20 protein-coding genes and 1 pseudogene are annotated in these 21,050 nt (G+C 71.7%); 9 read left to right on the forward strand and 12 right to left on the reverse strand.

Annotated elements, in window-relative coordinates; translation table 11 throughout:
* Positions 1–62: 62 nt before the first annotated feature.
* Positions 63–1,370, forward strand: coding sequence for an MFS transporter (locus ACIPPM_RS15860; protein WP_401447778.1), 1,308 nt, complete (start codon positions 63–65; stop codon positions 1,368–1,370).
* Between the two features lie 130 nt (positions 1,371–1,500).
* The gene (locus ACIPPM_RS15865) at positions 1,501–2,514 is read left to right on the forward strand and encodes a sigma-70 family RNA polymerase sigma factor (RefSeq protein WP_401447780.1); all 1,014 of its coding nucleotides are present in this window, start codon (positions 1,501–1,503) and stop codon (positions 2,512–2,514) included.
* Here ACIPPM_RS15865 and ACIPPM_RS15870 read toward each other — a convergent pair.
* From ACIPPM_RS15870 to ACIPPM_RS15880, 3 genes and pseudogenes are all read right to left on the reverse strand, one after another.
* Positions 2,398–2,778, reverse strand: coding sequence for an STAS domain-containing protein (locus tag ACIPPM_RS15870; protein WP_401447782.1), 381 nt, complete (start codon positions 2,776–2,778; stop codon positions 2,398–2,400). The two genes, ACIPPM_RS15865 and ACIPPM_RS15870, sit on opposite strands and share 117 nt — an antisense overlap.
* A 10-nt stretch (positions 2,779–2,788) precedes the next feature.
* Complete coding sequence (locus tag ACIPPM_RS15875) at positions 2,789–3,370, reverse strand: Uma2 family endonuclease (RefSeq protein WP_401447784.1); 582 nt, start codon at positions 3,368–3,370, stop codon at positions 2,789–2,791.
* Between the two features lie 197 nt (positions 3,371–3,567).
* Positions 3,568–3,846: pseudogene (locus ACIPPM_RS15880) on the reverse strand (restriction endonuclease); the annotation flags it as partial.
* Positions 3,847–3,957: 111 nt separating this feature from the next.
* On the opposite strand from ACIPPM_RS15880, the gene ACIPPM_RS15885 reads away from it, so the two are divergent.
* On the forward strand, positions 3,958–6,066 hold the full coding sequence (locus ACIPPM_RS15885) for a fibronectin type III domain-containing protein (protein WP_401447786.1): 2,109 nt from the start codon (positions 3,958–3,960) through the stop codon (positions 6,064–6,066).
* A 63-nt stretch (positions 6,067–6,129) separates the two neighbouring features.
* Here ACIPPM_RS15885 and ACIPPM_RS15890 read toward each other — a convergent pair whose 3' ends face one another.
* Positions 6,130–7,029: a LysR family transcriptional regulator gene (locus ACIPPM_RS15890; RefSeq protein ID WP_401447788.1), complete on the reverse strand. Its 900-nt coding sequence runs from the start codon at positions 7,027–7,029 to the stop codon at positions 6,130–6,132.
* A gap of 98 nt (positions 7,030–7,127) precedes the next feature.
* Here ACIPPM_RS15890 and ACIPPM_RS15895 point away from each other — a divergent pair, with 98 nt between their 5' ends.
* Positions 7,128–8,066: a 3-hydroxyacyl-CoA dehydrogenase family protein gene (locus ACIPPM_RS15895; RefSeq protein ID WP_401447790.1), complete on the forward strand. Its 939-nt coding sequence runs from the start codon at positions 7,128–7,130 to the stop codon at positions 8,064–8,066.
* A gap of 51 nt (positions 8,067–8,117) precedes the next feature.
* Positions 8,118–9,092: an alpha/beta hydrolase gene (locus ACIPPM_RS15900; RefSeq protein ID WP_401447792.1), complete on the forward strand. Its 975-nt coding sequence runs from the start codon at positions 8,118–8,120 to the stop codon at positions 9,090–9,092.
* A 58-nt stretch (positions 9,093–9,150) separates the two neighbouring features.
* Here ACIPPM_RS15900 and ACIPPM_RS15905 read toward each other — a convergent pair whose 3' ends face one another.
* Positions 9,151–9,873 carry an acetoacetate decarboxylase gene (locus ACIPPM_RS15905; RefSeq protein WP_401447795.1) on the reverse strand — a complete coding sequence of 241 codons (723 nt, stop codon included), beginning with the start codon at positions 9,871–9,873 and terminating at the stop codon, positions 9,151–9,153.
* Between the two features lie 144 nt (positions 9,874–10,017).
* Here ACIPPM_RS15905 and ACIPPM_RS15910 point away from each other — a divergent pair, with 144 nt between their 5' ends.
* The 3 genes from ACIPPM_RS15910 to ACIPPM_RS15920 all read left to right on the forward strand — a co-directional run bounded on the left by ACIPPM_RS15910 (position 10,018) and on the right by ACIPPM_RS15920 (position 12,512).
* Entirely contained in the window at positions 10,018–10,887 is an 870-nt protein-coding gene (locus ACIPPM_RS15910) for a 3-hydroxyacyl-CoA dehydrogenase family protein (RefSeq protein WP_401447798.1), read from the forward strand.
* Positions 10,888–10,990: 103 nt separating this feature from the next.
* Positions 10,991–11,593 carry a TetR/AcrR family transcriptional regulator gene (locus tag ACIPPM_RS15915; protein WP_401447800.1) on the forward strand — a complete coding sequence of 201 codons (603 nt, stop codon included), beginning with the start codon at positions 10,991–10,993 and terminating at the stop codon, positions 11,591–11,593.
* Positions 11,594–11,618: 25 nt separating this feature from the next.
* Positions 11,619–12,512, forward strand: a complete 894-nt coding sequence (locus ACIPPM_RS15920) for an alpha/beta hydrolase fold domain-containing protein (protein ID WP_401447802.1) — start codon at positions 11,619–11,621, stop codon at positions 12,510–12,512.
* A 5-nt stretch (positions 12,513–12,517) separates the two neighbouring features.
* Here ACIPPM_RS15920 and ACIPPM_RS15925 read toward each other — a convergent pair whose 3' ends face one another.
* Positions 12,518–13,078 carry a hypothetical protein gene (locus ACIPPM_RS15925; RefSeq protein ID WP_401447804.1) on the reverse strand — a complete coding sequence of 187 codons (561 nt, stop codon included), beginning with the start codon at positions 13,076–13,078 and terminating at the stop codon, positions 12,518–12,520.
* Between ACIPPM_RS15925 and ACIPPM_RS15930 the strand changes: the two genes are divergently transcribed.
* Positions 13,071–13,751, forward strand: coding sequence for an Imm21 family immunity protein (locus ACIPPM_RS15930; protein ID WP_401447806.1), 681 nt, complete (start codon positions 13,071–13,073; stop codon positions 13,749–13,751). The two genes, ACIPPM_RS15925 and ACIPPM_RS15930, sit on opposite strands and share 8 nt — an antisense overlap.
* 222 nt (positions 13,752–13,973) lie before the next feature.
* Here the strand turns inward: ACIPPM_RS15930 and ACIPPM_RS15935 are convergent, their stop codons facing one another.
* The 6 genes from ACIPPM_RS15935 to ACIPPM_RS15960 all read right to left on the reverse strand — a co-directional run bounded on the left by ACIPPM_RS15935 (position 13,974) and on the right by ACIPPM_RS15960 (position 20,935).
* The gene (locus tag ACIPPM_RS15935; protein ID WP_401448498.1) at positions 13,974–15,257 is read right to left on the reverse strand and encodes a thymidine phosphorylase; all 1,284 of its coding nucleotides are present in this window, start codon (positions 15,255–15,257) and stop codon (positions 13,974–13,976) included.
* 70 nt (positions 15,258–15,327) lie between these two features.
* Positions 15,328–15,723, reverse strand: coding sequence for a cytidine deaminase (locus ACIPPM_RS15940; RefSeq protein WP_401447808.1), 396 nt, complete (start codon positions 15,721–15,723; stop codon positions 15,328–15,330).
* Positions 15,720–17,006: an ABC transporter permease gene (locus tag ACIPPM_RS15945; protein ID WP_401447811.1), complete on the reverse strand. Its 1,287-nt coding sequence runs from the start codon at positions 17,004–17,006 to the stop codon at positions 15,720–15,722. The genes ACIPPM_RS15940 and ACIPPM_RS15945 overlap by 4 nt, the downstream gene beginning before the upstream one ends.
* Entirely contained in the window at positions 17,006–18,133 is a 1,128-nt protein-coding gene (locus ACIPPM_RS15950; RefSeq protein ID WP_393605020.1) for an ABC transporter permease, read from the reverse strand. The genes ACIPPM_RS15945 and ACIPPM_RS15950 overlap by 1 nt, the downstream gene beginning before the upstream one ends.
* The gene (locus ACIPPM_RS15955; RefSeq protein WP_401448500.1) at positions 18,130–19,656 is read right to left on the reverse strand and encodes an ABC transporter ATP-binding protein; all 1,527 of its coding nucleotides are present in this window, start codon (positions 19,654–19,656) and stop codon (positions 18,130–18,132) included. Before ACIPPM_RS15955 ends, ACIPPM_RS15950 begins: the two co-directional genes overlap by 4 nt.
* Before the next feature lie 223 nt (positions 19,657–19,879).
* Positions 19,880–20,935 (reverse strand): BMP family protein, encoded by a 1,056-nt coding sequence (locus ACIPPM_RS15960; RefSeq protein ID WP_401447814.1) that lies wholly within the window; start codon positions 20,933–20,935, stop codon positions 19,880–19,882.
* Positions 20,936–21,050: the final 115 nt, after the last annotated feature.

A 21,050-nucleotide genomic window follows, 5' to 3' on the forward strand; every position in this document is an offset into this window, starting at 1 on the left:
GGAACGATTATGACGATTCCATGCATTGGACGGATGAGTGGGCGCGTCCTTAGGTTCGAGGCATGTCTCCCGCCAGTACCGGGGCGTCCGTCAGCCTGGACGCCCGCACGCCCGTCCCCTCCCCCGAGACCCCCTCCGCAGCTGCAGCCCCGGCCGACACGCGGCTGACGCCCGGCGGCCCCGGCTACCGCCGGATGAGCCTCGCCCTCTTCCTCGCGGGCGTGGCGACCTTCGCGCTGCTGTACTCCACCCAGGCCCTGCTGCCGCTGATCTCCGCCGACTACGGCGTGGCGGCGGGCGAGGCCAGCTGGACCGTGGCGGCGGCGACCGGTGGGCTGGCGCTGTTCGTGCTGCCGATGAGCGCGCTGTCGGAGCGGTTCGGCCGCCGGACCGTGATGACGGCGTCGCTGATGGTCGCGGTGGCCGTCGGGCTGCTGGTGCCGTTCGCTCCGTCGATCGGCGCGCTGGTGGCGCTGCGGGCCCTGCAGGGTGCCGCGCTGGCCGGGCTGCCCGCCTCCGCGACGGCGTACCTGGCCGAGGAGGTCCGGCCGAAGGCGCTGGTCACGGCGATCGGCCTGTTCGTCGCGGGCAACAGCGTGGGCGGCATGAGCGGCCGGGTCATCACCGGCTGGGTCGCGCAGGAGTGGGGCTGGCGGATCGCCGTCGGCGTGATCGGCGTGGTCGCGGTGGGCTGCGCGGTGGCGTTCCGGCTGCTGCTGCCCGCGCCGAAGCACTTCGAGGCGGGCTCGCTGCGCCCCCGGGTGCTGGCCCGCGCGGTCCGCGACCACCTCTCCTCCCCGCTGCTGCGCCGCCTGTACGCGATCGGCGCGCTGTTCATGACGGTGTTCGGCGGGGTGTACACGGTGATCGGCTACCGGCTCACCGAGGCACCGTTCTCCCTCCCGCAGGGCATCATCGGCTCGATCTTCCTGGTGTACCTGGTCGGCACGGTCTCCGCGTCGTCGGCGGGCCGCCTGGTGGGCCGCCTCGGCCGCCGCGGCGCGCTGTACACCGCGGGCGGTACGACGGCGGCGGGCCTGCTGCTGTCGCTGGCGCCGTCCCTGCCGCTGGTCCTGCTGGGCCTGGTGCTGATCACGGCCGGCTTCTTCGCGGGCCACGCGGTCGCCTCCTCGGCGGTCGGCAAGACGGCCACGCACGGCCGCGCCCAGGCGACCGCCCTGTACCAGTCCTCGTACTACATCGGCTCCAGCGCGGGCAGCACGGTCGGCGCGCTCGCCTTCCACTCCGGCGGCTGGACGGGCACGGTCGGCGTCGGCCTGCTCGCAATCCTGGGCGTCGTCGCCATCACCGCGCTGGGCACCCTGGCGGCCCGTACCGCCGCGCGCCGGGAGGCCGTACCGGCGCACTGAACCGTCGCGCGCGCCCTCCCGAGCTGCGGGTTTCCCGACTCCGGGGGCCATTGTCAGTGGGCTGCGGTAGCTTCCGGGTTACTGGGGCGCGATGGCGCGCGTACGGGACGGCCACAGGGGTGGGTGGACGATGGGTGACGGCACGGCGACGGCGGACCTCGATGTCGCGCTGGAGAAGCACCGGACCGAGCTGACCGGGTACTGCTATCGCATGCTCGGCTCGTCCTTCGAGGCCGAGGACGCGGTGCAGGACACGCTGGTGCGGGCCTGGCGGAGCTACGACAAGTTCGAGGGCCGGTCCAGTCTGCGGTCCTGGCTGTACCGGATCGCCACCAACGTCTGTCTGGACATGCTGGCCGCGGGCAACAAGCGGGCCCGCCCGATGGACCTCAGCGAACCGACCCCGCTCGCCCGGGCCGCGCTGTCCCCGCGCCCGGACCACACCTGGCTGGAGCCGGTGCCGGACGCGCGGGTGCTGCCCCAGGTGACCGACCCGGCGGAGGCTGCGGTGGCCCGCGAGTCGATCCGGCTGGCCTTCATGGCGGCGCTCCAGCAGTTGCCGCCCAAGCAGCGGGTGGTGCTCATCCTGCGCGAGGTGCTGGCCTGGCGGGCCAGTGAGGTGGCCGAGCTGCTGGACACCACGGTCGCCTCGGTCAACAGTGCCCTCCAGCGGGCGCGGGCCACCCTCGCCGAGCGTGCGGACACCGGCGCCGAGGCGGCGGTCTCCGACCCGCTGGACGAGGAGCAGAAACAGCTCCTGGAGCGCTATGTGAAGGCGTTCGAGGGCTATGACATGACGGCGCTCACCGCCCTGCTCCACGAGGACGCGGTGATGACGATGCCGCCGTTCGACCTGTGGCTGCTGGGCCCCGCCGACATCACCGGCTTCATGTCCACCGTCGGCGCGTCCTGCGCGGGCTCCCGCCTCGTCCCGGTCGAGGTCAACGGCCTGCCCGGCTTCGCCCACTACAAGCCGGACCCGGAGAAGGGCGGCTTCACTCCCTGGGCGGTCCAGATCCTGGAGCTCTCAGGGGGCCGCATCACCGGTTTCCACTGCTTCCTCGACACCCCCCGCTGGTTCCCCCTCTTCGACCTCCCCCTCCACCTGGAGGCCGAGTCCGACGAGGCCGAGCAGGGCGCGTAGCCCGGGGTCGGGGTCCCGCAGCCGTATCCGCCCGCCGCCACGCCGGGCGGCCAGCTCCAGCCGGGCGAGCAGCTCGACGTGCCCCAGCTCCGGCGGGCCCAGCCCGGCCACGTCGCACACGACAACCCCGCTGCTGAGGGCCGACCCCCGCACCACATCGGCCAGCCCCGCCACCTCATCCCGGGTGACGGGGCCACGCAGCACGAGCACGGGGTCGGTCCTGGGGTCCACGGGCGGTAGACCGGGGAGACACCCGCAACTCATCGCACCGGGGTCAGTCCACCGGGAACTCGCTGGTGTCGATCGCCACGTCGAACGGCTTGGGCAGCTGAACGGTGTCACCGAACTTCACCGCGCTGAGCACCCGGTAGACGTCGTCCTTGGGCTCACCGTAGAGCGTGACGGTGGGGCCGCCGGGGGCCCACGGGTCCACGAGGAGATAGAGCGGGATGCCCGCCGTCGCGTACGCGGCCGGTTTGCTGACCCGGTCGTGCCGGGCGTTCGACGGAGAAGTCACCTCGACGACGAGTTCGGCGAGGGCTGCCGGGATGTGGGACTGCGTCTCGGGCGGCCGTAGCGGTGCGACGACCAGATCGGGGATGAACATGCCCATGCGGGAGGGCACGGCGATGGACAGTGTCTGGAAGATCTCCCAGTCTTCGGGGATCACGGAGTAGAGGCGACGCTGGATGCGCGCCGCCATCACATTGTGGCGGTACGCGGGAGCGGGCGACACGGTGACGATCCCCTCGATGATCTCCACCCTGCTGCCCTCGGGCCAGTCCGACTCGTCCCAGAACCGGACGAGGTCGTCCCAGGTCCGGTCGGGGTCCTGGCTCACGGTGAGTGCGCTCATCGCGGTCTCCAATCAGTGCGTCACCGATCCCAGCATGACGAACGGGACCGGCGGAGGTCCACCGACTCCGGTCACCCGAATCAGTGTCACCGCAAGCGACGGTCAGCCGGCCGAGGCAGGGCGGGGGCTGCCGTGGAAGACCTGCCTGGTGTGCCAGGAACGGTGGGTGGCGGCGACGGGGTGGGCACCGGGCGCGCCGGCTCGCGCCGCAGCGCCGCCCGCAGTTCCGGCGCCAGCCGTCCGGCGGCCCCCGCCGTCCGCAGCTCCCGCACCCCGGTGCCGGGGCTGCCCGGTCCGCGGTCGGTGCGCACCTCCCACACACCGTCGCTCACCAGATGGTGGAACGGGTAGGCCGGAGTCGTCCTGTTCGGCGGACCGAACTCGGTCAGCAGCCGCTGGAGATCCGCCTCCACCGCGCTGTACCGCAGCTCGCCGGCGGCGTCCTGTCCATGACGGGTGATCGTACTGGCGTACAACCATCACTGGTCCGGCGGAGTCTGGGGGGGGGGGGGGGGGGGGGGGGGGCGCGGCCCGCGCCCGCCGCGCCCCCCCCCCCCCCCCCCGACCCAGCCAGAGTGAAGGAAGGCATGAAGCGATCCATCCGCCGCCGGGGCGCCGAGCCCCTCGGCCGTCGTACCGCGCAGGCGCTCGCCGTCGGTGTCGTGACAGCGACCGCCGGTGGTCTGCTCACCGTCACGGCCGGTACCGCCGAGGCCGCCGTGACCTGTGCCTCTCCCGTCTTCAAGCGGACGTTCTACGCGAACACCGGTTTCTCCGGCACGCCGAGGAAGACGGACTGCGACTCCGCGATCGACGAGAACTGGGGCACCCGGGCTCCGGCGTCCGGTCTGCCCTCGGACAACTTCGGCGTCCGCTGGGCGGTGACGCGGGACTTCGGCTCCGGCGGACCGTTCACGTTCGCCGCCTCGGCACGTGACGGCGTCCGCGTCTACCTCGACGGCGTGCGCAAGGTCGACCTGTGGCAGAACGGGTCAGCGACCCGGTCGAAGTCCGTCAACCTCACCATCCCGTCCGGCAGCCACAGCCTCCGCGTCGACTACGTCAACTGGACCGGCGCCGCCAACGTCAAATTCACGTACCAGCCGCGCACCTCGGCCGGTGTCGACAAGGTGAAGCCGCTGGCTCCGACGGGGACCTCCCTGTCGTACTCCTCGTACAACGCCAGGTTCGGCTGGGCGCGGAACAAGGAGATGGACCTCGCGGGCTACCGCGTGTACCGCCGGCTCAGCGGCACCCCGTACGGCAGCAAGCCGCTCGCCACGACGACCGCCACCTCGTACACGGACACCTCGCTGCCGCGCGACGGCGCGGTCTACTACTACGAGGTGCGCGCCGTCGACAAGCGGGGCAACGAGTCCACCGGCACCGCCGACAAGGGCGTCACCACCGCCGACCGGGTGGCACCCGCCGCGCCGAAGGGCGTCGACCGGAACTGGTCGATGGAGTACGCCGTCAAGGAGGTCAACCTCGACTGGGAGCCGAACACCGAGTCCGACCTGGCCGGTTACCGCGTCTACCGGTCCACCGACCGGAAGGTCGCCGTCACCCCGGCGAACCTGGTGAGCGGGACCACGCCGCGCATCTACACCTGGTACACGGACACGATCCCGCAGACCGGGGACGACTACTACTACGTCGTCACCGCCGTGGACAAGCACGGCCTGGAGTCCGCGCCGTCCGCCGCGAGCCAGGAGTTCCGGACGGGGGACGAGACGCCCCCGAACGAGACGGCGCTGAACGCCCGGGCCGTCGAGAGCGAGGCCGGGGTCACGCTGACCTGGGACGCGTCGCAGGCCACGACCGCCGACTTCGACGGCTACCGGGTGTACCGGTCGACCACGCCCCGGCCGGCCGGGACGAAGATGCAGGGCGAGCGGATCGGTGAGCACGTGCGGGGCACGTCGTTCGTCGACCGGGCGCCCGTACCGGGCAGGACGTACTACTACTGGGTCGTGGCCGCGGACCGGGCCGGGTGTCTCGGCACGCTGTCGGTGGACATGGAGGTGCCCGTCCAGGGGAACACCACCGCGCCGCCCGCCGTGACCGGCATGACCGCCACGCCGAAGGAGAACGGCGTCTCGCTCGACTGGGACGCCGTCGACGACCCCGGCCTCGACCACTACGAGATCCTGCGCGGCACGCTCGTCGACGGGAGCTGGACGTACGGGCCGCTGGTGGACTCCTGGACTCTCCGCGCGCAGGAGTTCACCGGGACGCATCACGACGACCTCACGGTCGCCGACGGTGAGCGGGTCCGCTACAGCGTCATCGCCATCGACCAGTACGGCAACGCGCTCACCCCCGACGGCGGGTCCACGGTCGCCGACGTGACCGAACTCGACCTCGGCCCGGACGCCGGCGCGACCCCGGCCGCGACCGGGGCCCCGCTCGTCTGGCTCAGCGCCAAGTGGAACGGCAAGACGAGTTCGATCTCCTTTGCCCTGTCCTCCGAGGCCGACGAGGGCGGCCGCAGGGCGACCGGCCTCAATGTCTACCGCTGGAACCCCGGCACCCGGGTCTTCGACAAGCTCACCGCGACGCCGGAGGCACCCTTGTCGGAGGAGTACGCGGACAGGGAGCTGCCCCAGGGCACGACGTCCTTCTACCGGGTGACCGTCGTGTTCGACGACGGGACGGAGTCGGGGGCCACCCAGACAGCGGTGGCGGCCCGCTGAGCACTCCCGTACGGGTCCCGGACAGGGCGGCGCTCCGTCCGGGGCCCGGCGGGACGGACCTCGTCATCCACCGCCGTACAACCTGACGGCGAGGTCCAGCACGCGCCGCACCGCCGGGTCCGGGTCCGGGCGGTGGACGGCGGTGACGGTGCTCTCCAGGCGCCCGGGCGCTCCGCGCAGCGGGACACAGGTGATGCCGGGCACCGGCAGGCCGAGCAGGGCTTCCGTCAGGAGGCTGACGCACAGGCCCGAGGCGACATAGCTGAGTAGGCCGGTGAGGTCGTCGGCGGAGGCGCGGACGTCCGGGGTGAATCCGGCCGCCTCGCAGACGAGGTGGATCTGCGACCGCAGGGTGGGCAGCGCGCTCTCGGTCGGCAGGACGAACGGTTCGCCGCGCAGGTCGGCCAGGTCCAGGGCGTCGGCGGTGGCGAGGGGGTGGCCGGAGGGAAGGGCGGCCATGACGCGTTCGCGGGCGAAGACACCGGTCACCAGTTCCGCCGGGACGACGCCGGGGTCCCGGACGAAGCCCAGGTCGAGCGAGCCCGCCAGGACCATCTCCGCCACCACCGCCGACGAGTCCTGGTGCAGCCGGACGCGCAGTCCGGGCAGCTCCCGCGCCGCCGCGCTCAGCAGGCCGGGCAGGTAGTGCAGGCTCAGCAGGCTGACGTACCCGAGGCGGAGGTCGCCCTCCAGGCCGTGTCCGACGCGGCGCGCCCGGTCCAGGGCCGCCGTCTCGGCGGCGAGCAGCCGGGCCGCGTCGGCCGCGAGGACCTCGCCTGCCGGGGTGAGGCGGACGCCACCGGGCCCTCGGTCGAAGAGCCGTACTCCCACGCGACGCTCCAGCCGCTGGATGGCCTGGCTGAGCGGCGGCTGGCGCATCGAGAGGCGTTCGGCCGCCCGGCCGAAGTGCCGCTCCTCGGCCACGACGAGGAACTGTTCGAGCAGTCGGCTGGACACGTCCATATCTCCGAGGATATGGGATGTACCCCAATTGATATTGGACGGTTTTTCGCCTGCGGCATGTACTGGAGGTCATCCCCCCGCGTACGAAAGGCACCCCTGTGTCCGACACCCTCGCAGGCACCCGCGCCACCGTCATCGGCGCCGGTGTCATCGGCATCTCGTGGACGGCGCTCTTCCTCGCCCACGGCCTCCACGTCACCGTCACCGACCCGCGCCCCGACGCCGAGGACGAGGTCCGGGCCGGTGTCGCGGAGATCGCCCCGACCCTGGCCGCGCTCGGCCTGCCCACCGGCGGGCTGACCGACCGGCTGCGGTTCGAGGGCGACCTGGCCACCGCCGTCGCGGACGCCGACCTCGTGCAGGAGAACGGTCCCGAGCGGCTGGCGGTGAAGCGGGAGATCTGGCGCACCGTCGAGCAGGCCGCGCCCGCGCACGCCCTGTTCGCCACCTCCACCTCCGGTGTGCCCGCCACCGCGATCGCCGAGGCGCTGGAGCAGCCCGAACGGCTCGTCGTGGGCCACCCGTTCAACCCGCCGCACCTGGTGCCGCTGGTCGAGATCGTGCCCGGGGAGCGGACCTCGCCGGAGACCGTGGAGCGGGCCCGCGCCCTCTACACCGCGCTCGGCAAGAAGCCGCAGGTCCTGCGCAAGGAGATTCCCGGCTTCGTCGCCAACCGCCTGCAGTCCGCGCTCTTCCGCGAGGCGGTGCATCTGGTCGCGGAGGGCGTGGTGACCGAGGCGGAACTCGACGCGGTCGTCACCGACTCGATCGGCCTGCGCTGGGCGGTCGCGGGACCGTTCCGCACCTTCCACCTCGGCGGCGGCCCCGGCGGGCTGCCGCACTTCCTCACCCACCTGGGTACGGCGATGGAGGCAGGCTGGCCCGCGCTCGGCCGCCCCGCCCTCGACGAGCCCACCGTCGCCCTGCTCAGCCGACAGGCCGAGGACGCCTTCGGTGCCGAGCCGGTCGCCGAGCTGGCCACGCGCCGGGACCGCGCCCAGCTCGCCCTGCTGAGGACGCTCGACGGGACATCCTGACCGGACCCATCACGACAAGCGACAAGCGACAAGCGACAAGCAAGGAGCACCATGGCGCACCCACCGCCGCCCCCCTTCGACCCCGAACTCGCCGTCGCCCTGGAGGCGATCAACCAGGTCATGCCGCCCGGTCTGACCCCGGAGCAGATCGTCCCGGCCCGCCGGAGCCCGGCACTGCGGGGTATGACCGACGCGGAGCTGACCATGGACGGCGCCTTCGAGGTGGCGGACCGAACGGTGCCTGGCCCCGAGGGCGCCCCCGACATCTCGCTGCTGATCTGCCGCCCCACCGCCCCGGCGACGGGCCCCCGCCCCGTCCTCTACTACACCCACGGCGGCGGCATGGTCGTCGGCGACAACCGGGTCGGCGTGGAACTCCCCCTGACCTGGGCCCGGGAGCTGGGCGCGATCGTGGTGTCCGTCGAGTACCGGCTCGCGCCGGAGCACCCGCACCCCGCGCCGGTCGAGGACGTGTACGCCGGTCTGCTGTGGACGGCGGCGCACGCCGGGGAACTCGGCGGCGACCCCGAGCGGATCGTCACGGCCGGGACGAGTGCCGGAGGCGCCCTCACCGCCGCCCTGGGGCTCCTCCTCCGGGACCGCGAGGGGCCGCGCCCGCTCGGGCAGATGCTGCTGTGCGCGATGCTCGACGACCGCAACGACACCCCGTCCACCCACCAGATGGCGGGCATCGGCGTCTTCGACCGCACGGCCAACGAGACGGGCTGGAACGCGCTGCTCGGCGAGCGCCGCGGCGGACCGGACGTCTCTCCCTACGCCGCCCCCGCCCGCGCCGAGGACCTCACCGGCCTCCCGCCGACCTTCATGGACACCGGCTCCGCGGACACCCTTCGGGACGAGGTCGTCACCTTCGCCTCCCGTATCTGGCAGTCCGGCGGCGACGCGGAACTCCACGTGTGGCCCGGCGGTTTCCACAGCTTCACCGGCTTCGCGCCCGAGGCCACCCTGTCCCGCTCGTCCCGCGTGACCCAGGTGGACTGGCTGCGGAGGCTTCTCGCCCGGTAGGACGGCGCGACCTCGTGCACCCCGGCCCCGGTGTTGCGGAGGCCGGGGTGCGCGGGGTTCAGCCCGCGAGGTAGTCGTGGACCGGGACGGCGGGCGCGAGGGTGAGGTCGGTCAGGATGTGGCTGGCCGAGACCACCTCGCGTACGGGCAGGTCGGCGAACGGCGCCATGACGTGGGCGAAGAGCTCCAGCCGGGCGGGTCCGGTCCAGGCGCCCTTGACCGTGATGTCGGTGATCTCGGTCCGGGCGAGCACACAGACCAGCTCCGGGACGATCTTCACACCGTAGGTGGGGACGGTGGTCTGCGCGCGGGCCTCGTCCAGGTCCATGGGCTCCCACTTGTAGGCCATGGTCGCGGTGGCGACGCGCTGGGTGCCGTAGTCGAGGGTGCCGACCAGGGCCCCGTTGTCCGGGAACAGCGCCGGGGTGCCGACGGTCTTCGGGTACGCGCTCAGCTCGCGGCCGGCCGCGGTGGCGGCGAAGTTGTCCAGGTGCATGGCGTGCAGGTACTCGCCGCGCTCGGCGCCATGTCGTACCGGAATCACCTGGCCGCACTCCAGGTAGGGGCCGTAGCCCTCGACGTCGCCCATCTTCATGATCTCGAAGCGGACCAGCGGCTCGTCGATCTCCAGCGGCTCCGGGACGACGGCGCGCAGGGCCTCGGGGTCGGTGCGGTAGACGACGTTGAGGTACTCGCGGTCGGTGAACCGGGTGGCCCGCGGCGGGTACACGGGGGTGGTCAGCGGGGTGCTGACGCGGTGGCGGACCTCTTCGGCGCGCATGGTGCCTCTTCTCGTCGAACGGGTCGAGCGGCAGGCGGAGCAGCGCCCCGCTTGCATACAAGGTGTATCGGATACATAGTGAATCCGATGGCTCGTCGCCGCAAACCGGCGGCCCGCACCCCCCGCACGGCAGGAAGTACCGCCATGACCTTCACCCTCCCCACCGGCCTCGACTCCCGCCCGGTCGCCGTCCTCGGCGCGGGCACGCTCGGCCGCCGCATCGCCCTGATGTTCGCCACCCGCGGCGGCGAGGTACGGATCTACGACCCGTCCGCCGAGGCCGGGAAGCAGGCGTGCGCCTATGTCGAGGAGCAGGTCGCCGAGGTCGCCGCCCGCGTCGACGGCGGCACGCCCGGTTCCGTGGCCGCCACCACGGACCTCGCCGAAGCGCTCGCGGGCGCGTGGCTGGTCGTCGAGGCCGTCCCGGAGCGGCTGGAGCTGAAGCGGCAGGTCTTCGCCGACCTCGACCGGCTCGCGGAGCCGGACGCCATCCTGGCCAGCAACTCCTCGTCGTACCCGACCAGCCAGTTCATCGACGGCGTCACCACCCCGGAACGGGTGGTGAACATGCACTTCTACATGCCGCCCGCGCAGAACGCGGTGGACCTGATGTCCAGCGGCCGTACCGACCGGGCCGTCCTGGACCTGCTGCTGGAAGTTCTTCCGGGCTACGGCGTCTTCCCGTTCGAGGCCCGCCGGGAGAGCACCGGCTTCATCTTCAACCGCGTCTGGGCGGCCATCAAGCGCGAGGCGCTGTCCGTCGTCGCCGAGGGCGTGTCCACCCCGGAGGACGTGGACCGGATGTGGGCGGTCAACACCGGTACAGAGGGCGGCCCGTTCCGCGCCATGGACCAGGTCGGCCTGGACGTCGTCCTGGACATCGAGAACCACTACGCGGCCGAGAACCCGGCCCTCCCCACCGGGCCGCGCGAGCTGCTCCAGCGGTACGTCGACGCCGGGCACCTGGGCGTGAAGACCGGGCGCGGCTTCTACGACTACGGCACCCGCGACTGAACGCGGCCCCCGGACCGGGACGGCATAGCCTGGTCTGCCGTACCGGCCCCGTCGGGCCGAGGCGTTCGCGGCGCAGACCTGGCACCGCAGAGAGGGTCCATCCATGCCGAAGTCGCCCACCAAGCGCCGCCCGATCACCCGGAGCGCCCTGACCGAGAGCGCCTGGGCGCTGTTCACGGAGAAGGGCTTCCACACCACGTCGATCAGCGACATCGTCGAGCGCGCCGGACTGACCCGGGGGGCCTTCTACTCCAACTACCGCGACAAGGAGGAGATCTTCCTCGCCCTCTACGACGCGCACGCCGACCACGTACTGGCCGAGCTGCGGGAGGCCGCCGCCCAGGTGGTGCCGGGCGACAACCCGATCGTCGGCATCCAGAGCCGGATGGTGGGCCGCACCGAGGAGGAACGCCGGTGGTTCCTGGTGTCCATGGAGTTCACCCTGCACGCCGCCCGGCACCCCGAACTGGCCCGGCAGCTCGCCGTCCACGAGAACCGGCTGAACCAGGGCCTGACCGAGGTCCTCGGCGAGGCCCTCGGCGGCGCCGGTCTCCGCCCGACCATCCCCGTCGAAGACCTGGCCCGCCTGCTGACCGCCCTCTTCGAGGGCCTCACCGCGCAGGAACTGACCAGCGGCCCGGACTACGACGGCCGCCACCTGACCCCGCATGTGATCAACGCGCTCACCGAACCGCTCACGGGCTGAGCGGCGCCGCCCGAGGAGTACACCCGTGTCGCTGGCCATGAACCTGACCCGCGCCTTGCTGCGCGCGAAGCCGAACGTGTTCCGCACCGAGCTGACCCTGCGCGAGGCGCTCCGCCACCCCCGCCCCGACGCCCCGCTCCCGGCGTCCCTGCGGCGGACCTGCACGGTCAGTCGCCGGACCGTGGACGGCCACGAGGTCATCACCCTCACCCCGAAGCGGGGCGCCACGGGCACCGAGGTGATCTACCTGCACGGCGGCGCGTACGTCCGCCCGCTGGTCGCCGCGCACTGGCGCATCGTCGCGGACCTGATCCGCCGCACCGGCGCCACGTTCACCGTCCCCCTGTACGGCCTGGCACCCCGCTACACCGCCGACGACGCGTACCGCTTCCTGGACACCGTCTACCGTGCGGTGCTCCAACGGGCGGGCGACCACCCGGTCTTCCTCTCCGGCGACTCCTGCGGCGCGGGCCTCGCCGTCGGCCTGGCGATCCACTGCCGCGACGAGGGACTCCGCCCGCCCACCGGCCTGATCCTGTTCTCCCCCTGGGTCGACGTCACCATGACCAACCCGCGCATCGCCGCCCTGACGGCCCACGACCCCATGCTGGCCCCCCAGGGCCTGGCCGCCGCCGGCCGCGACTGGGCGGGCGGCCGCGCCGTCACCGACCCCCTGATCAGCCCCCTCCACGACACCCTGGCCGACCTCCCGCCCCCCTGGATATACCAGGGCGGCCACGACATCTTCCTCCCGGACGCGGAGACTTTCACCGCCAAGGCGAACGCCGCGGGCACCCCGACCACTCTGCACGTCTGGCCGTCGGCCTTCCACGTCTTCGTGGGGGCGGGGTGGACACCGGAGGCGCGGCGGGCGTTGGACGAGGCGGCGTCCCGCATCAAGTCGGCCGGACGGGACTGATCAGCTCAGTAGTCGGAGAAGTTCCAGAACATGCCGACCTCGGTGTCCGAGACGACGATCAGACCGCAGTCCTCCGAGTAGACGCTGAGCGGGCTGTACCCCCAGTTCGGGATCGAGAAGTCGAGCGTGCCGGGCACGGCGCCGGGCCGGTCCACGTTGGTGTGGAAGGTGGCCGCGTCTCCGTACCGCGCGAGGACCGTCCGTGCCATGAACCGCAGTTCCTCCTCGCTCTCCGTGAAGCGCCTCAGGTTGGACAGCGTGCAGCAGTCGTCCGTGAGGGCCAGGAGCAGGTTCTCGGCACTGTGCCGGTCGATCTCACGGAGGCGACTCCTGATGTGCTCCGGGGGGTGCGAGACGAAGGGGTACGTGGGGGATGCCGCACGCTCCGCGTCCCGCGCCACGTCGTCCAGACCGACCCAGCCCCGCGGGTCCGGAACGCGGGCCATCAGCGGGAGCAGGTCGAGGACCCAGTCCTCGTGGCGGCGCGGGCCCGTGGCGTCGTACGGGTACGCGTCTTCGAACAGGTGGCGTACCGCGGCTTCCCAGGAGGCTTGGTCGATGGACATGGGGGGGCTGGCCTTTCTCGGCGGCGAGTGGGTGACCGGGGTCAGCGAATGCGGAGGTGTCAGCAGAGGCAGGCAGACTGCGCGCATGGACGCTTCTCAGGAACCCGATCGCGGTGACCGTCGTGGGCTGAAGTGGGTCCAGTCGACGGGCGGCCCCTTGATCGTCGTTCCACAGTCCTCGGTGAACGCGTGGGGCGGATGTACGGGGGACGGTTCCGTCCTCGGCGATGCTGACGGCCGGGACGACTATGACCGGGCCTGCGAGGTGGAGGACTTGGCCGGGGTGATCACTGTGGGCGCGGGCGGCGCCACCGCGCTAGTACTGGCCGATGAACCTGCTCAGACGTGCTTCCTGCCGGAAGAGCTGCTGTTCGTACGGTGGCTGGCCGCGAACTCGGAGGCCGAGTTGTTCGAGGCAGCCCGGGCGCTCCTGGCCGATCCGGACACCGTGTGGGAGGACAGCGGGCTGTGGGTCACCGACGGCCCGGCCGTTCTGATGGATTCGGCCGAAGCGGGCGACGATCTGGGAGCGGAGCACCCCGACGCGGGACGGCCGGACCAGGCTCCGGTGCGGCTCCCGGCAGGTCGGTGGAGGGTGCACGCGGCCCATGCGACGGACGAGTTCCCCTGGGTGGGCGTGGTGCGACTCCTCGCCGAGAACGGCCAGGACTGACGAACCCTTGCTGAGCAGCATGCCCTGCCTCGGGCGATCCGCCCGCTCGGCGGCACCGGCTCATCGTGCCCGAGTAGCCTGACGCCCCTTGGCCGCGCGCTGTCCGACCCGTCGGGTCGGGCCCGGCGCCGATCTCTCAGCACCGGGGCCTGACCTGGCGTTTCAGCTATCGGAGTGGCGGGCTCGACACCGGCCCCCGCCACCCCGGACGTAGAGCCCCGCTCAGTCCACCCGCCCCAACACCACCGGCGAAGCCGAGAACGCCGTCCCCGCCGGGGCGATGTCGAACGACCCCTCCGTCGCCTCCAGCGCGTAGCCGAAGCGGTCCGGGGTGTCCGTGTGCAGGGTCAGCAGGGGCTGGCCCGCGACGACGGCGTCGCCCGGCTTGGCGTGGAGTTCGACGCCCGCTCCCGCCTGCACCGGGTCCTCCTTGCGGGCGCGGCCCGCGCCGAGGCGCCAGGCGGCGATGCCGATGTCGTAGGCGTCGAGGCGGGTGAGGACGCCCGAGGTGGGGGCCGTCACCACGTGCTGCTCACGGGCCACGGGGAGGGTCGCGTCCGGGTCGCCGCCCTGCGCGGCGATCATGCGGCGCCAGACGTCCATCGCGGAGCCGTCCGCCAGGGCCTTCGCCGGGTCGGCGTCCTTGAGGCCGGCCGCGTCGAGCATCTCGCGGGCCAGGGCGAGGGTCAGCTCGACGACGTCCGCCGGGCCGCCGCCCGCGAGGACCTCCACGGACTCGCGGACCTCCAGCGCGTTGCCCGCCGTCAGGCCGAGCGGGGTGGACATGTCGGTGAGCAGGGCGACCGTCTTCACGCCGTGGTCGGTGCCGAGGCCCACCATGGTGGAGGCCAGCTCACGGGCGTCCTCCAGGGTCTTCATGAAGGCGCCGGAGCCGACCTTCACGTCCAGGACCAGGGAGCCGGTGCCCTCCGCGATCTTCTTGGACATGATGGACGAGGCGATCAGGGGGATCGCCTCCACCGTGCCCGTCACGTCGCGCAGCGCGTACAGCTTCTTGTCGGCCGGGGCCAGGCCGTCGCCCGCCGCGCAGATCACCGCGCCGGTGCCGTCCAGCACGGAGAGCATCTCCTCGTTGGAGAGCAGCGCGCGCCAGCCGGGGATGGACTCCAGCTTGTCCAGGGTGCCGCCGGTGTGGCCGAGGCCGCGGCCGGAGAGCTGCGGGACGGCCGCGCCGCAGGCAGCCACGAGGGGCGCGAGCGGGAGCGTGATCTTGTCGCCGACGCCGCCCGTGGAGTGCTTGTCGGCGGTCGGGCGGGACAGCGAGGAGAAGTCCATGCGCTCGCCGGAGGCGATCATCGCCGCGGTCCAGCGGGCGATCTCCCGGCGGTCCATGCCGTTGAGCAGGATCGCCATGTTGAGGGCGGCCATCTGGTAGTCGGCGACCTCGCCGCGGGTGTACGCGTCGATGACCCAGTCGATCTGCTCGTCGGTCAGTGCGGCGCGGTCCCGCTTGCTGCGGATGACGGAGATGGCGTCCATGGCCAGGGAGTTCCTTCCGGGAGGTGCAGGTGTGCGGCCCCCCTGCTCGTAGGGCGAGCAGGGGGGCCGCACGGACTTACTTGGTGAGATGGTCCGGGCCGAAGGCCTGCGGCAGCATCTCGGAGAGCGGGAGGACGCCCTCGGGGGTGTCCAGCAGCAGCGAGGGCCCGCCGAACTCGAAGAGGAGCTGGCGGCAGCGACCGCACGGCACGAGGAGGGCGCCGGTGCCGTCCACACAGGTGAAGTGTGTCAGGCGCCCGCCGCCGGTGCGCTGGAGGTGCGAGACCATCCCGCACTCGGCGCACAGGCCGAGCCCGTACGACGCGTTCTCCACGTTGCAGCCGGTGACCGTGCGGCCGTCGTCGACCTGGGCGGCCACGCCGACCGGGTAGCCCGAGTACGGGGCGTAGGCGTGCGCCATGGCCTCGCGGGCCTCGGCGCGCAGCGCCTCCCAGTCGAACGGGGTCGTCACTTGCCCTGTCCCTTCCGGTACCGCATGCCGTCCGCCTTCGGCATCCGCAGCCGCTGCGCGGACAGCGACAGCACCAGCAGCGTGACGACGTACGGGGTGGCGCCCACGAAGTCGCTGGGGACCTCGTCGGTGAACAGGTACCAGACCAGGACCGCCGCGGCCAGGACCGCGCTGAGGCCGCCCTGCCAGAACGCCTTGCGGTACAGCTTCCAGCCCGCGAGGGCGGCGAGCAGCACGACCAGCAGGAGCAGCAGCGCGTGCACGGTGACACCGCCGTTGCGGAGCTGGAGGGCGTCGGAGTAGCCGAACAGGCCCGCGCCCATGGCGAGACCGCCCGGCCGCCAGTTGCCGAAGATCATCGCGGCGAGACCGATGTAGCCGCGGCCGCCGGTCTGGCCCTCCAGGTAGGTGTGCGAGGTGACCAGCGCGAGGAAGGCGCCGCCGAGTCCGGCGAGGCCGCCGGAGATGGCGACGGCCGCGTACTTGTACTGGTACACGTTCACGCCGAGGGACTCCGCGGCGACCGGGTTCTCGCCGCAGGAGCGCAGGCGCAGGCCGAAGGAGGTCCGCCACAGCACCCACCAGCTGCCGACGAACAGCAGCACGGCGAGGATCGTGACCACGGACACGTCGGTGACGATACCGCCGAGAATGCCCGCGATGTCGGAGATGAGGAACCAGTGGTGTTGCTCGACCGAGTGCAGCGCGTCGGAGAGGCCCGGCACGGTGACGTCACCGAGCGAGTTCACCGGCGGGGACTGCTTGGGGTTGCCGCCCGCCTCGGCGGCCGTGCCCCCGGCGAAGAACAGCTTGGCCAGGTACTGCGTGGCGCCCAGCGCGAGCAGGTTGATCGCCACACCGGAGACGATGTGGTCGACCCCGAAGGTCACCGTGGCGACCGCGTGCACCAGGCCGCCGAGGACACCGAAACCGATGCCGCACAGCAGGCCGAGCCAGGGGCTGGACTGCCAGCCGATCCAGCCCGCGCCGAAGGTACCGAGGATCATCATGCCCTCGAGGCCGATGTTGACCACACCGGCCCGCTCGGACCACAGGCCCGCGAGGCCCGCCAGGCCGATCGGCACCGCGAGCCCGAGGGCCGCGCTGACCTGGCCCTCGGAGGTGAGCTGGTTGGCCCCGGTGATGACCCGGACCACGGCCACGAGCAGCAGCGCGCCGCCGACGATCATGAGGATCTTCGCGAGGGACCGGCCCGAGGGCTGGGCGGCGTCGTCCGCCTTGGGCGCCGCGGGCGGCGGCGCGTCCGTCATCGTGGCGGTCATCACGCCACCTCCTGCATCTCGGTGGGGGCGGCGGCGCGGGCGGCCAGCTCGGCGCCGACGCGCTGCTGCTGGCGCTTGAGGCCGTAGCGGCGCACGACCTCGTAGGCGATCACGACGCACAGGACGATGACGCCCTGGATCACGCCGAGGATCTCCTTGTCGTAGCCCTGGAACTCCAGGTGGTTGGTGGTGCGCTCCAGGAAGCCCCACAGCAGGGCGCCCAGCGCGATGCCCACCGGGTTGTTGCGGCCGAGCAGCGCGATGGCGATACCGGTGAAGCCGATGCCCGCCGGGAAGTCGTTGCTGAACTGGTGGCTGTCGTTGAGCAGGGTCGGCATGCCGATGAGACCGGCCACCGCACCCGAGATGATCATGCTGGTGGCGATCATCTTCTTCACGCCGACACCGCTCGCCGCAGCGGCCGTCTCGGACTGGCCGACGGTACGCAGGTCGAAGCCGAACCGGGTGCGGCCGAGCACGAACCAATAGCCGATGCCGACGATCACGGCGACGACGATGAAGCCCCACAGGACGCCCGCCGGGCCGGTGTCGATCTGGAAGAACCAGGAGGACTCCGGGAGCGGCTTGGTGGAGACCAGCGTGCCCGCCTCGTCGAGCTGGCCGAGCTGGCCGGGCTGCAGCAGGTAGCCGATGATCGCGGTGGCGATCGAGTTCAGCATGATCGTGGCGATGACCTCGCTGACCCCGCGGGTCACCTTGAGGATGCCCGCGATGGCCGCCCACAGGGCGCCGGTCACCATGGCCGCCAGGATGATCAGCGGGATGGCGAGCCAGCCGGGCACGGTCAGCGCGCCGCCGAGGACGGCGGCGACGAACGCGGCGAGCCGGTACTGGCCGTCGACACCGATGTTGAACAGGTTCATCCGGAAGCCGATGGCCACCGCGACACCCGCGAGGTAGTACGTCGTCGCCTTGTTCAGGATGTAGACCTGGCTGTCGGAGGCGAAGCCGTACGTCACCATGTCGCTGAACGCGGCGCCGGGGCTCTTGCCGGTGGCCAGGATCACCAGGGCGGTGACCAGCAGGGCCGCGACGATGGCCAGCAGCGGCGCCGCGATGCCGAGGAGCAGCCGCTCCTTGTCGATCCGTGAGGTCAGCTTGTTCATCGCGCGTCGTCCTCTATGTGCTCCAGGTGGCCGGAGGCCGCTCCCGTCATGGCGGAGCCCAGCTCCTCGGGCGTGATGGTGGCGGGGTCGGCGTCGGCGACCAGGCGGCCGCGGTACATCACCCGCAGGGTGTCGGAGAGCCCGATCAGCTCGTCCAGGTCGGCGGAGATCAGCAGGACCGCGAGTCCGTCGCGGCGGGCCGCGCGGATGTGGTCCCAGATCGCGGCCTGCGCGCCGACGTCCACACCACGGGTGGGGTGGGCGGCGATGAGCAGCTTGGGGCTGTGGCTCATCTCGCGGCCGACGATCAGCTTCTGCTGGTTGCCGCCGGACAGCGAGGCCGCGGTGACGTCGATGCCGGGGGTGCGCACGTCGTAACCGGCGACGATGCGCTCGGTGTCGGCGCGGGCGGCCTTCGGGTCGAGCAGGCCGCGGCGGGAATTGGGTCGCTCGGTGACATGGCCGAGGATGCGGTTCTCCCACAGCGGTGCTTCGAGTAGCAGGCCGTGGCGGTGGCGGTCCTCGGGGATGTAGCCGATACCGGCCTCGCGGCGGCGGCGGGTGGGGACGTCGCTGACGTCGGCGCCGTCGAGGACGACCGTCCCGGCGTCCGGGGCGCGCATGCCCATGATCGCCTCGACCAGCTCGGACTGGCCGTTGCCCTCCACACCGGCGATGCCCAGGACCTCGCCCTGGTGGATGGTGAAGGAGATCGCGTCGAGGATGACGCGCTCGATGCCGTCCAGGTCGGTCTGGGCCAGGTGCAGCCCGGCGACCTCGAGGAGCGCGACGTCGGTGACGGTGGACTCCTCCGTCTCCGGCGTCGGGAGTTCGCTGCCGACCATCAGCTCGGCGAGCTGCTTGGGCGTGGTGGTGCTCGGCTCGGCGGTGCCGACCGTGGTGCCGCGCCGGATGACGGTGATCTCGTCGGCGACCGACAGCACCTCGCCCAGCTTGTGCGAGATGAAGATGACGGTGAGGCCCTCGGCCTTCAGCTCCCGCAGGTTGTCGAAGAGGGCGTCGACCTCCTGGGGCACCAGCACGGCGGTCGGCTCGTCCAGGATCAGGGTCTTGGCGCCGCGGTAGAGGACCTTGAGGATCTCCACGCGCTGGCGGTCGGCGACACCGAGCTGCTCCACGAGCACGTCGGGGCGCACCCCGAGGCCGTACGCGTCGGAGATCTCCTTGATCTTCTTGCGGGCCTTGCCGCTGATGCCGTGCAGCTTCTCCGCGCCGAGGACGACGTTCTCCAGCACGGTGAGGTTGTCGGCGAGCATGAAGTGCTGGTGCACCATGCCGATGCCGCGCGCGATGGCGTCACCGGGGGTGTTGAAGGTGACCTGTTCGCCGTGGAGGGTGATGGTGCCCTCGTCCGGCTGCTGCATGCCGTAGAGGATCTTCATCAGGGTGGACTTGCCGGCGCCGTTCTCACCGCACAGGGCGTGGACGGTGCCCGCGCGGACGGTGATGTCGATGTCGCGGTTGGCGACGACGCCGGGGAAACGCTTGGTGATGCCGCGCAGTTCGACGGCAGCGGGAGGGCTGGACGCGTTGATGGCGCACTCTCCTCGGGGAAGGGGATGCGGGGGATACAGAGGGAGTGGGGGCAGGCGTCGGCGACGCTAGCGCGGCAACAGGCGCCAACTCAGTACTACACGCGTAGAGTTGACACATTGTTATGGCCCGGCGGGGAGCGCGCTTCCTGGCGCCCCCACGCCGAGCCGGGGTCCTTCGGGACCCGTCAGGTCACGGGGTGGTCTTGACCTTGGTGGTGCCGTCGACGATCTTCTTCTTCGCGGCGTCCAGCTTGGGCTGGATGTCGCTGATGAAGCCGCCGCTGGTGGACAGCGAGACGCCGTTCTTGGCGAGGGAGTAGCTGTTGACGCCGGTCAGCGCCTTGCCGTCGTGGACGGTCTTCACGAAGTCGAAGACGCCGAGGTCGACGTTCTTGACCATCGAGGTGAGGATCGAGCCCTTGTACTTGGCGAGACCCGGGATGTTGTACTGGTCCGAGTCGACGCCGATCGACCAGGCGCCCTTCTTGCCGCTGACGGCCTCGATCGCACCGTTGCCGGAGGAGCCGGCGGCGGAGTAGATCACGTCGGCGCCGTTGTCCAGCATGCCCTGCGCGGCTTCCTTGCCCTTGTCGGGGCTGGCGAAGCCGGAGGTGTCCGTGCCGTGGCTCAGGTACTGGGTGTCGACCTTGATCTTCGCGTTGGTGTCCTTGACACCCTGGACGAAGCCCGCCTCGAACTTCTTGATCAGCGGGACGTCGACGCCGCCGATGAAGCCGACGTGCGACTTCTTCGTCTTCAGCGCGGCCGCGACACCGGCCAGGTAGGAGCCCTGCTCCTCGGTGAAGGTGATGCTGTCGACGTTGGGCGCGTCCACGACCGAGTCGACGATGCCGAAGCTGGTCTTGGGGTACTTCTTGGCGACCTTGGCCATGGACTGCGAGTACGCGTAGCCGACACCGACGATCGGGTTGAAGCCCGCGTCGGCCAGGTCGGAGAGGCGCTGCTCGCGGTCGGCCTCGGTGTCGGTGGTCTTGGCGGTCAGCTCCTTGACGGAGCCGCCGAACTCGTCCTTGGCCTTGTCGGCACCGCGCGCGGCGGAGTCGTTGAAGGAGCGGTCACCGCGGCCGCCGACGTCGAAGGCGAGGCCGATCTTGATGCCCTTGCCGTCGCCGGAGGAGGCGGAGTCCTTGTCGTTCTCGGAGGAGGTGCTGCCACAGGCCGTGGCAGAAAGGGCGAGGGCTGCGGTGGCTATACACGCAGCGGAAAGCTTGGCTACCCGGCGCACGGGAAGGCTCCTTCACCTGACCTGAGCGCCACGATGGCGCTTGGTGGGAGCGTCTGACGACGCCCCGGCCGAGACGCCCCGTCGGCGTCGGCTTCGCGGCATCGTAACGCGCGTA

This window comes from Streptomyces sp. NPDC090119, from assembly GCF_044747085.1.
Taxonomy (GTDB): domain Bacteria; phylum Actinomycetota; class Actinomycetes; order Streptomycetales; family Streptomycetaceae; genus Streptomyces.

What these genes read in the sequence shown, in the direction of transcription:
- ACIPPM_RS15915 (WP_401447800.1), top strand. Translation starts at nt 10,991, where the DNA reads ATGCCGAAGTCGCCCACCAAGCGCCGCCCGATCACCCGGAGCGCCCTG.
- ACIPPM_RS15930 (WP_401447806.1), top strand. Translation starts at nt 13,071, where the DNA reads ATGGACATGGGGGGGCTGGCCTTTCTCGGCGGCGAGTGGGTGACCGGG.
- ACIPPM_RS15905 (WP_401447795.1), bottom strand. Translation starts at nt 9,873, where the DNA reads ATGCGCGCCGAAGAGGTCCGCCACCGCGTCAGCACCCCGCTGACCACC.
- ACIPPM_RS15865 (WP_401447780.1), top strand. Translation starts at nt 1,501, where the DNA reads ATGGGTGACGGCACGGCGACGGCGGACCTCGATGTCGCGCTGGAGAAG.
- ACIPPM_RS15870 (WP_401447782.1), bottom strand. Translation starts at nt 2,778, where the DNA reads ATGAGTTGCGGGTGTCTCCCCGGTCTACCGCCCGTGGACCCCAGGACC.
- ACIPPM_RS15950 (WP_393605020.1), bottom strand. Translation starts at nt 18,133, where the DNA reads ATGAACAAGCTGACCTCACGGATCGACAAGGAGCGGCTGCTCCTCGGC.
- ACIPPM_RS15925 (WP_401447804.1), bottom strand. Translation starts at nt 13,078, where the DNA reads ATGTCCATCGACCAAGCCTCCTGGGAAGCCGCGGTACGCCACCTGTTC.
- ACIPPM_RS15875 (WP_401447784.1), bottom strand. Translation starts at nt 3,370, where the DNA reads ATGAGCGCACTCACCGTGAGCCAGGACCCCGACCGGACCTGGGACGAC.
- ACIPPM_RS15900 (WP_401447792.1), top strand. Translation starts at nt 8,118, where the DNA reads ATGGCGCACCCACCGCCGCCCCCCTTCGACCCCGAACTCGCCGTCGCC.
- ACIPPM_RS15945 (WP_401447811.1), bottom strand. Translation starts at nt 17,006, where the DNA reads ATGACCGCCACGATGACGGACGCGCCGCCGCCCGCGGCGCCCAAGGCG.
- ACIPPM_RS15860 (WP_401447778.1), top strand. Translation starts at nt 63, where the DNA reads ATGTCTCCCGCCAGTACCGGGGCGTCCGTCAGCCTGGACGCCCGCACG.
- ACIPPM_RS15910 (WP_401447798.1), top strand. Translation starts at nt 10,018, where the DNA reads ATGACCTTCACCCTCCCCACCGGCCTCGACTCCCGCCCGGTCGCCGTC.
- ACIPPM_RS15890 (WP_401447788.1), bottom strand. Translation starts at nt 7,029, where the DNA reads ATGGACGTGTCCAGCCGACTGCTCGAACAGTTCCTCGTCGTGGCCGAG.
- ACIPPM_RS15885 (WP_401447786.1), top strand. Translation starts at nt 3,958, where the DNA reads ATGAAGCGATCCATCCGCCGCCGGGGCGCCGAGCCCCTCGGCCGTCGT.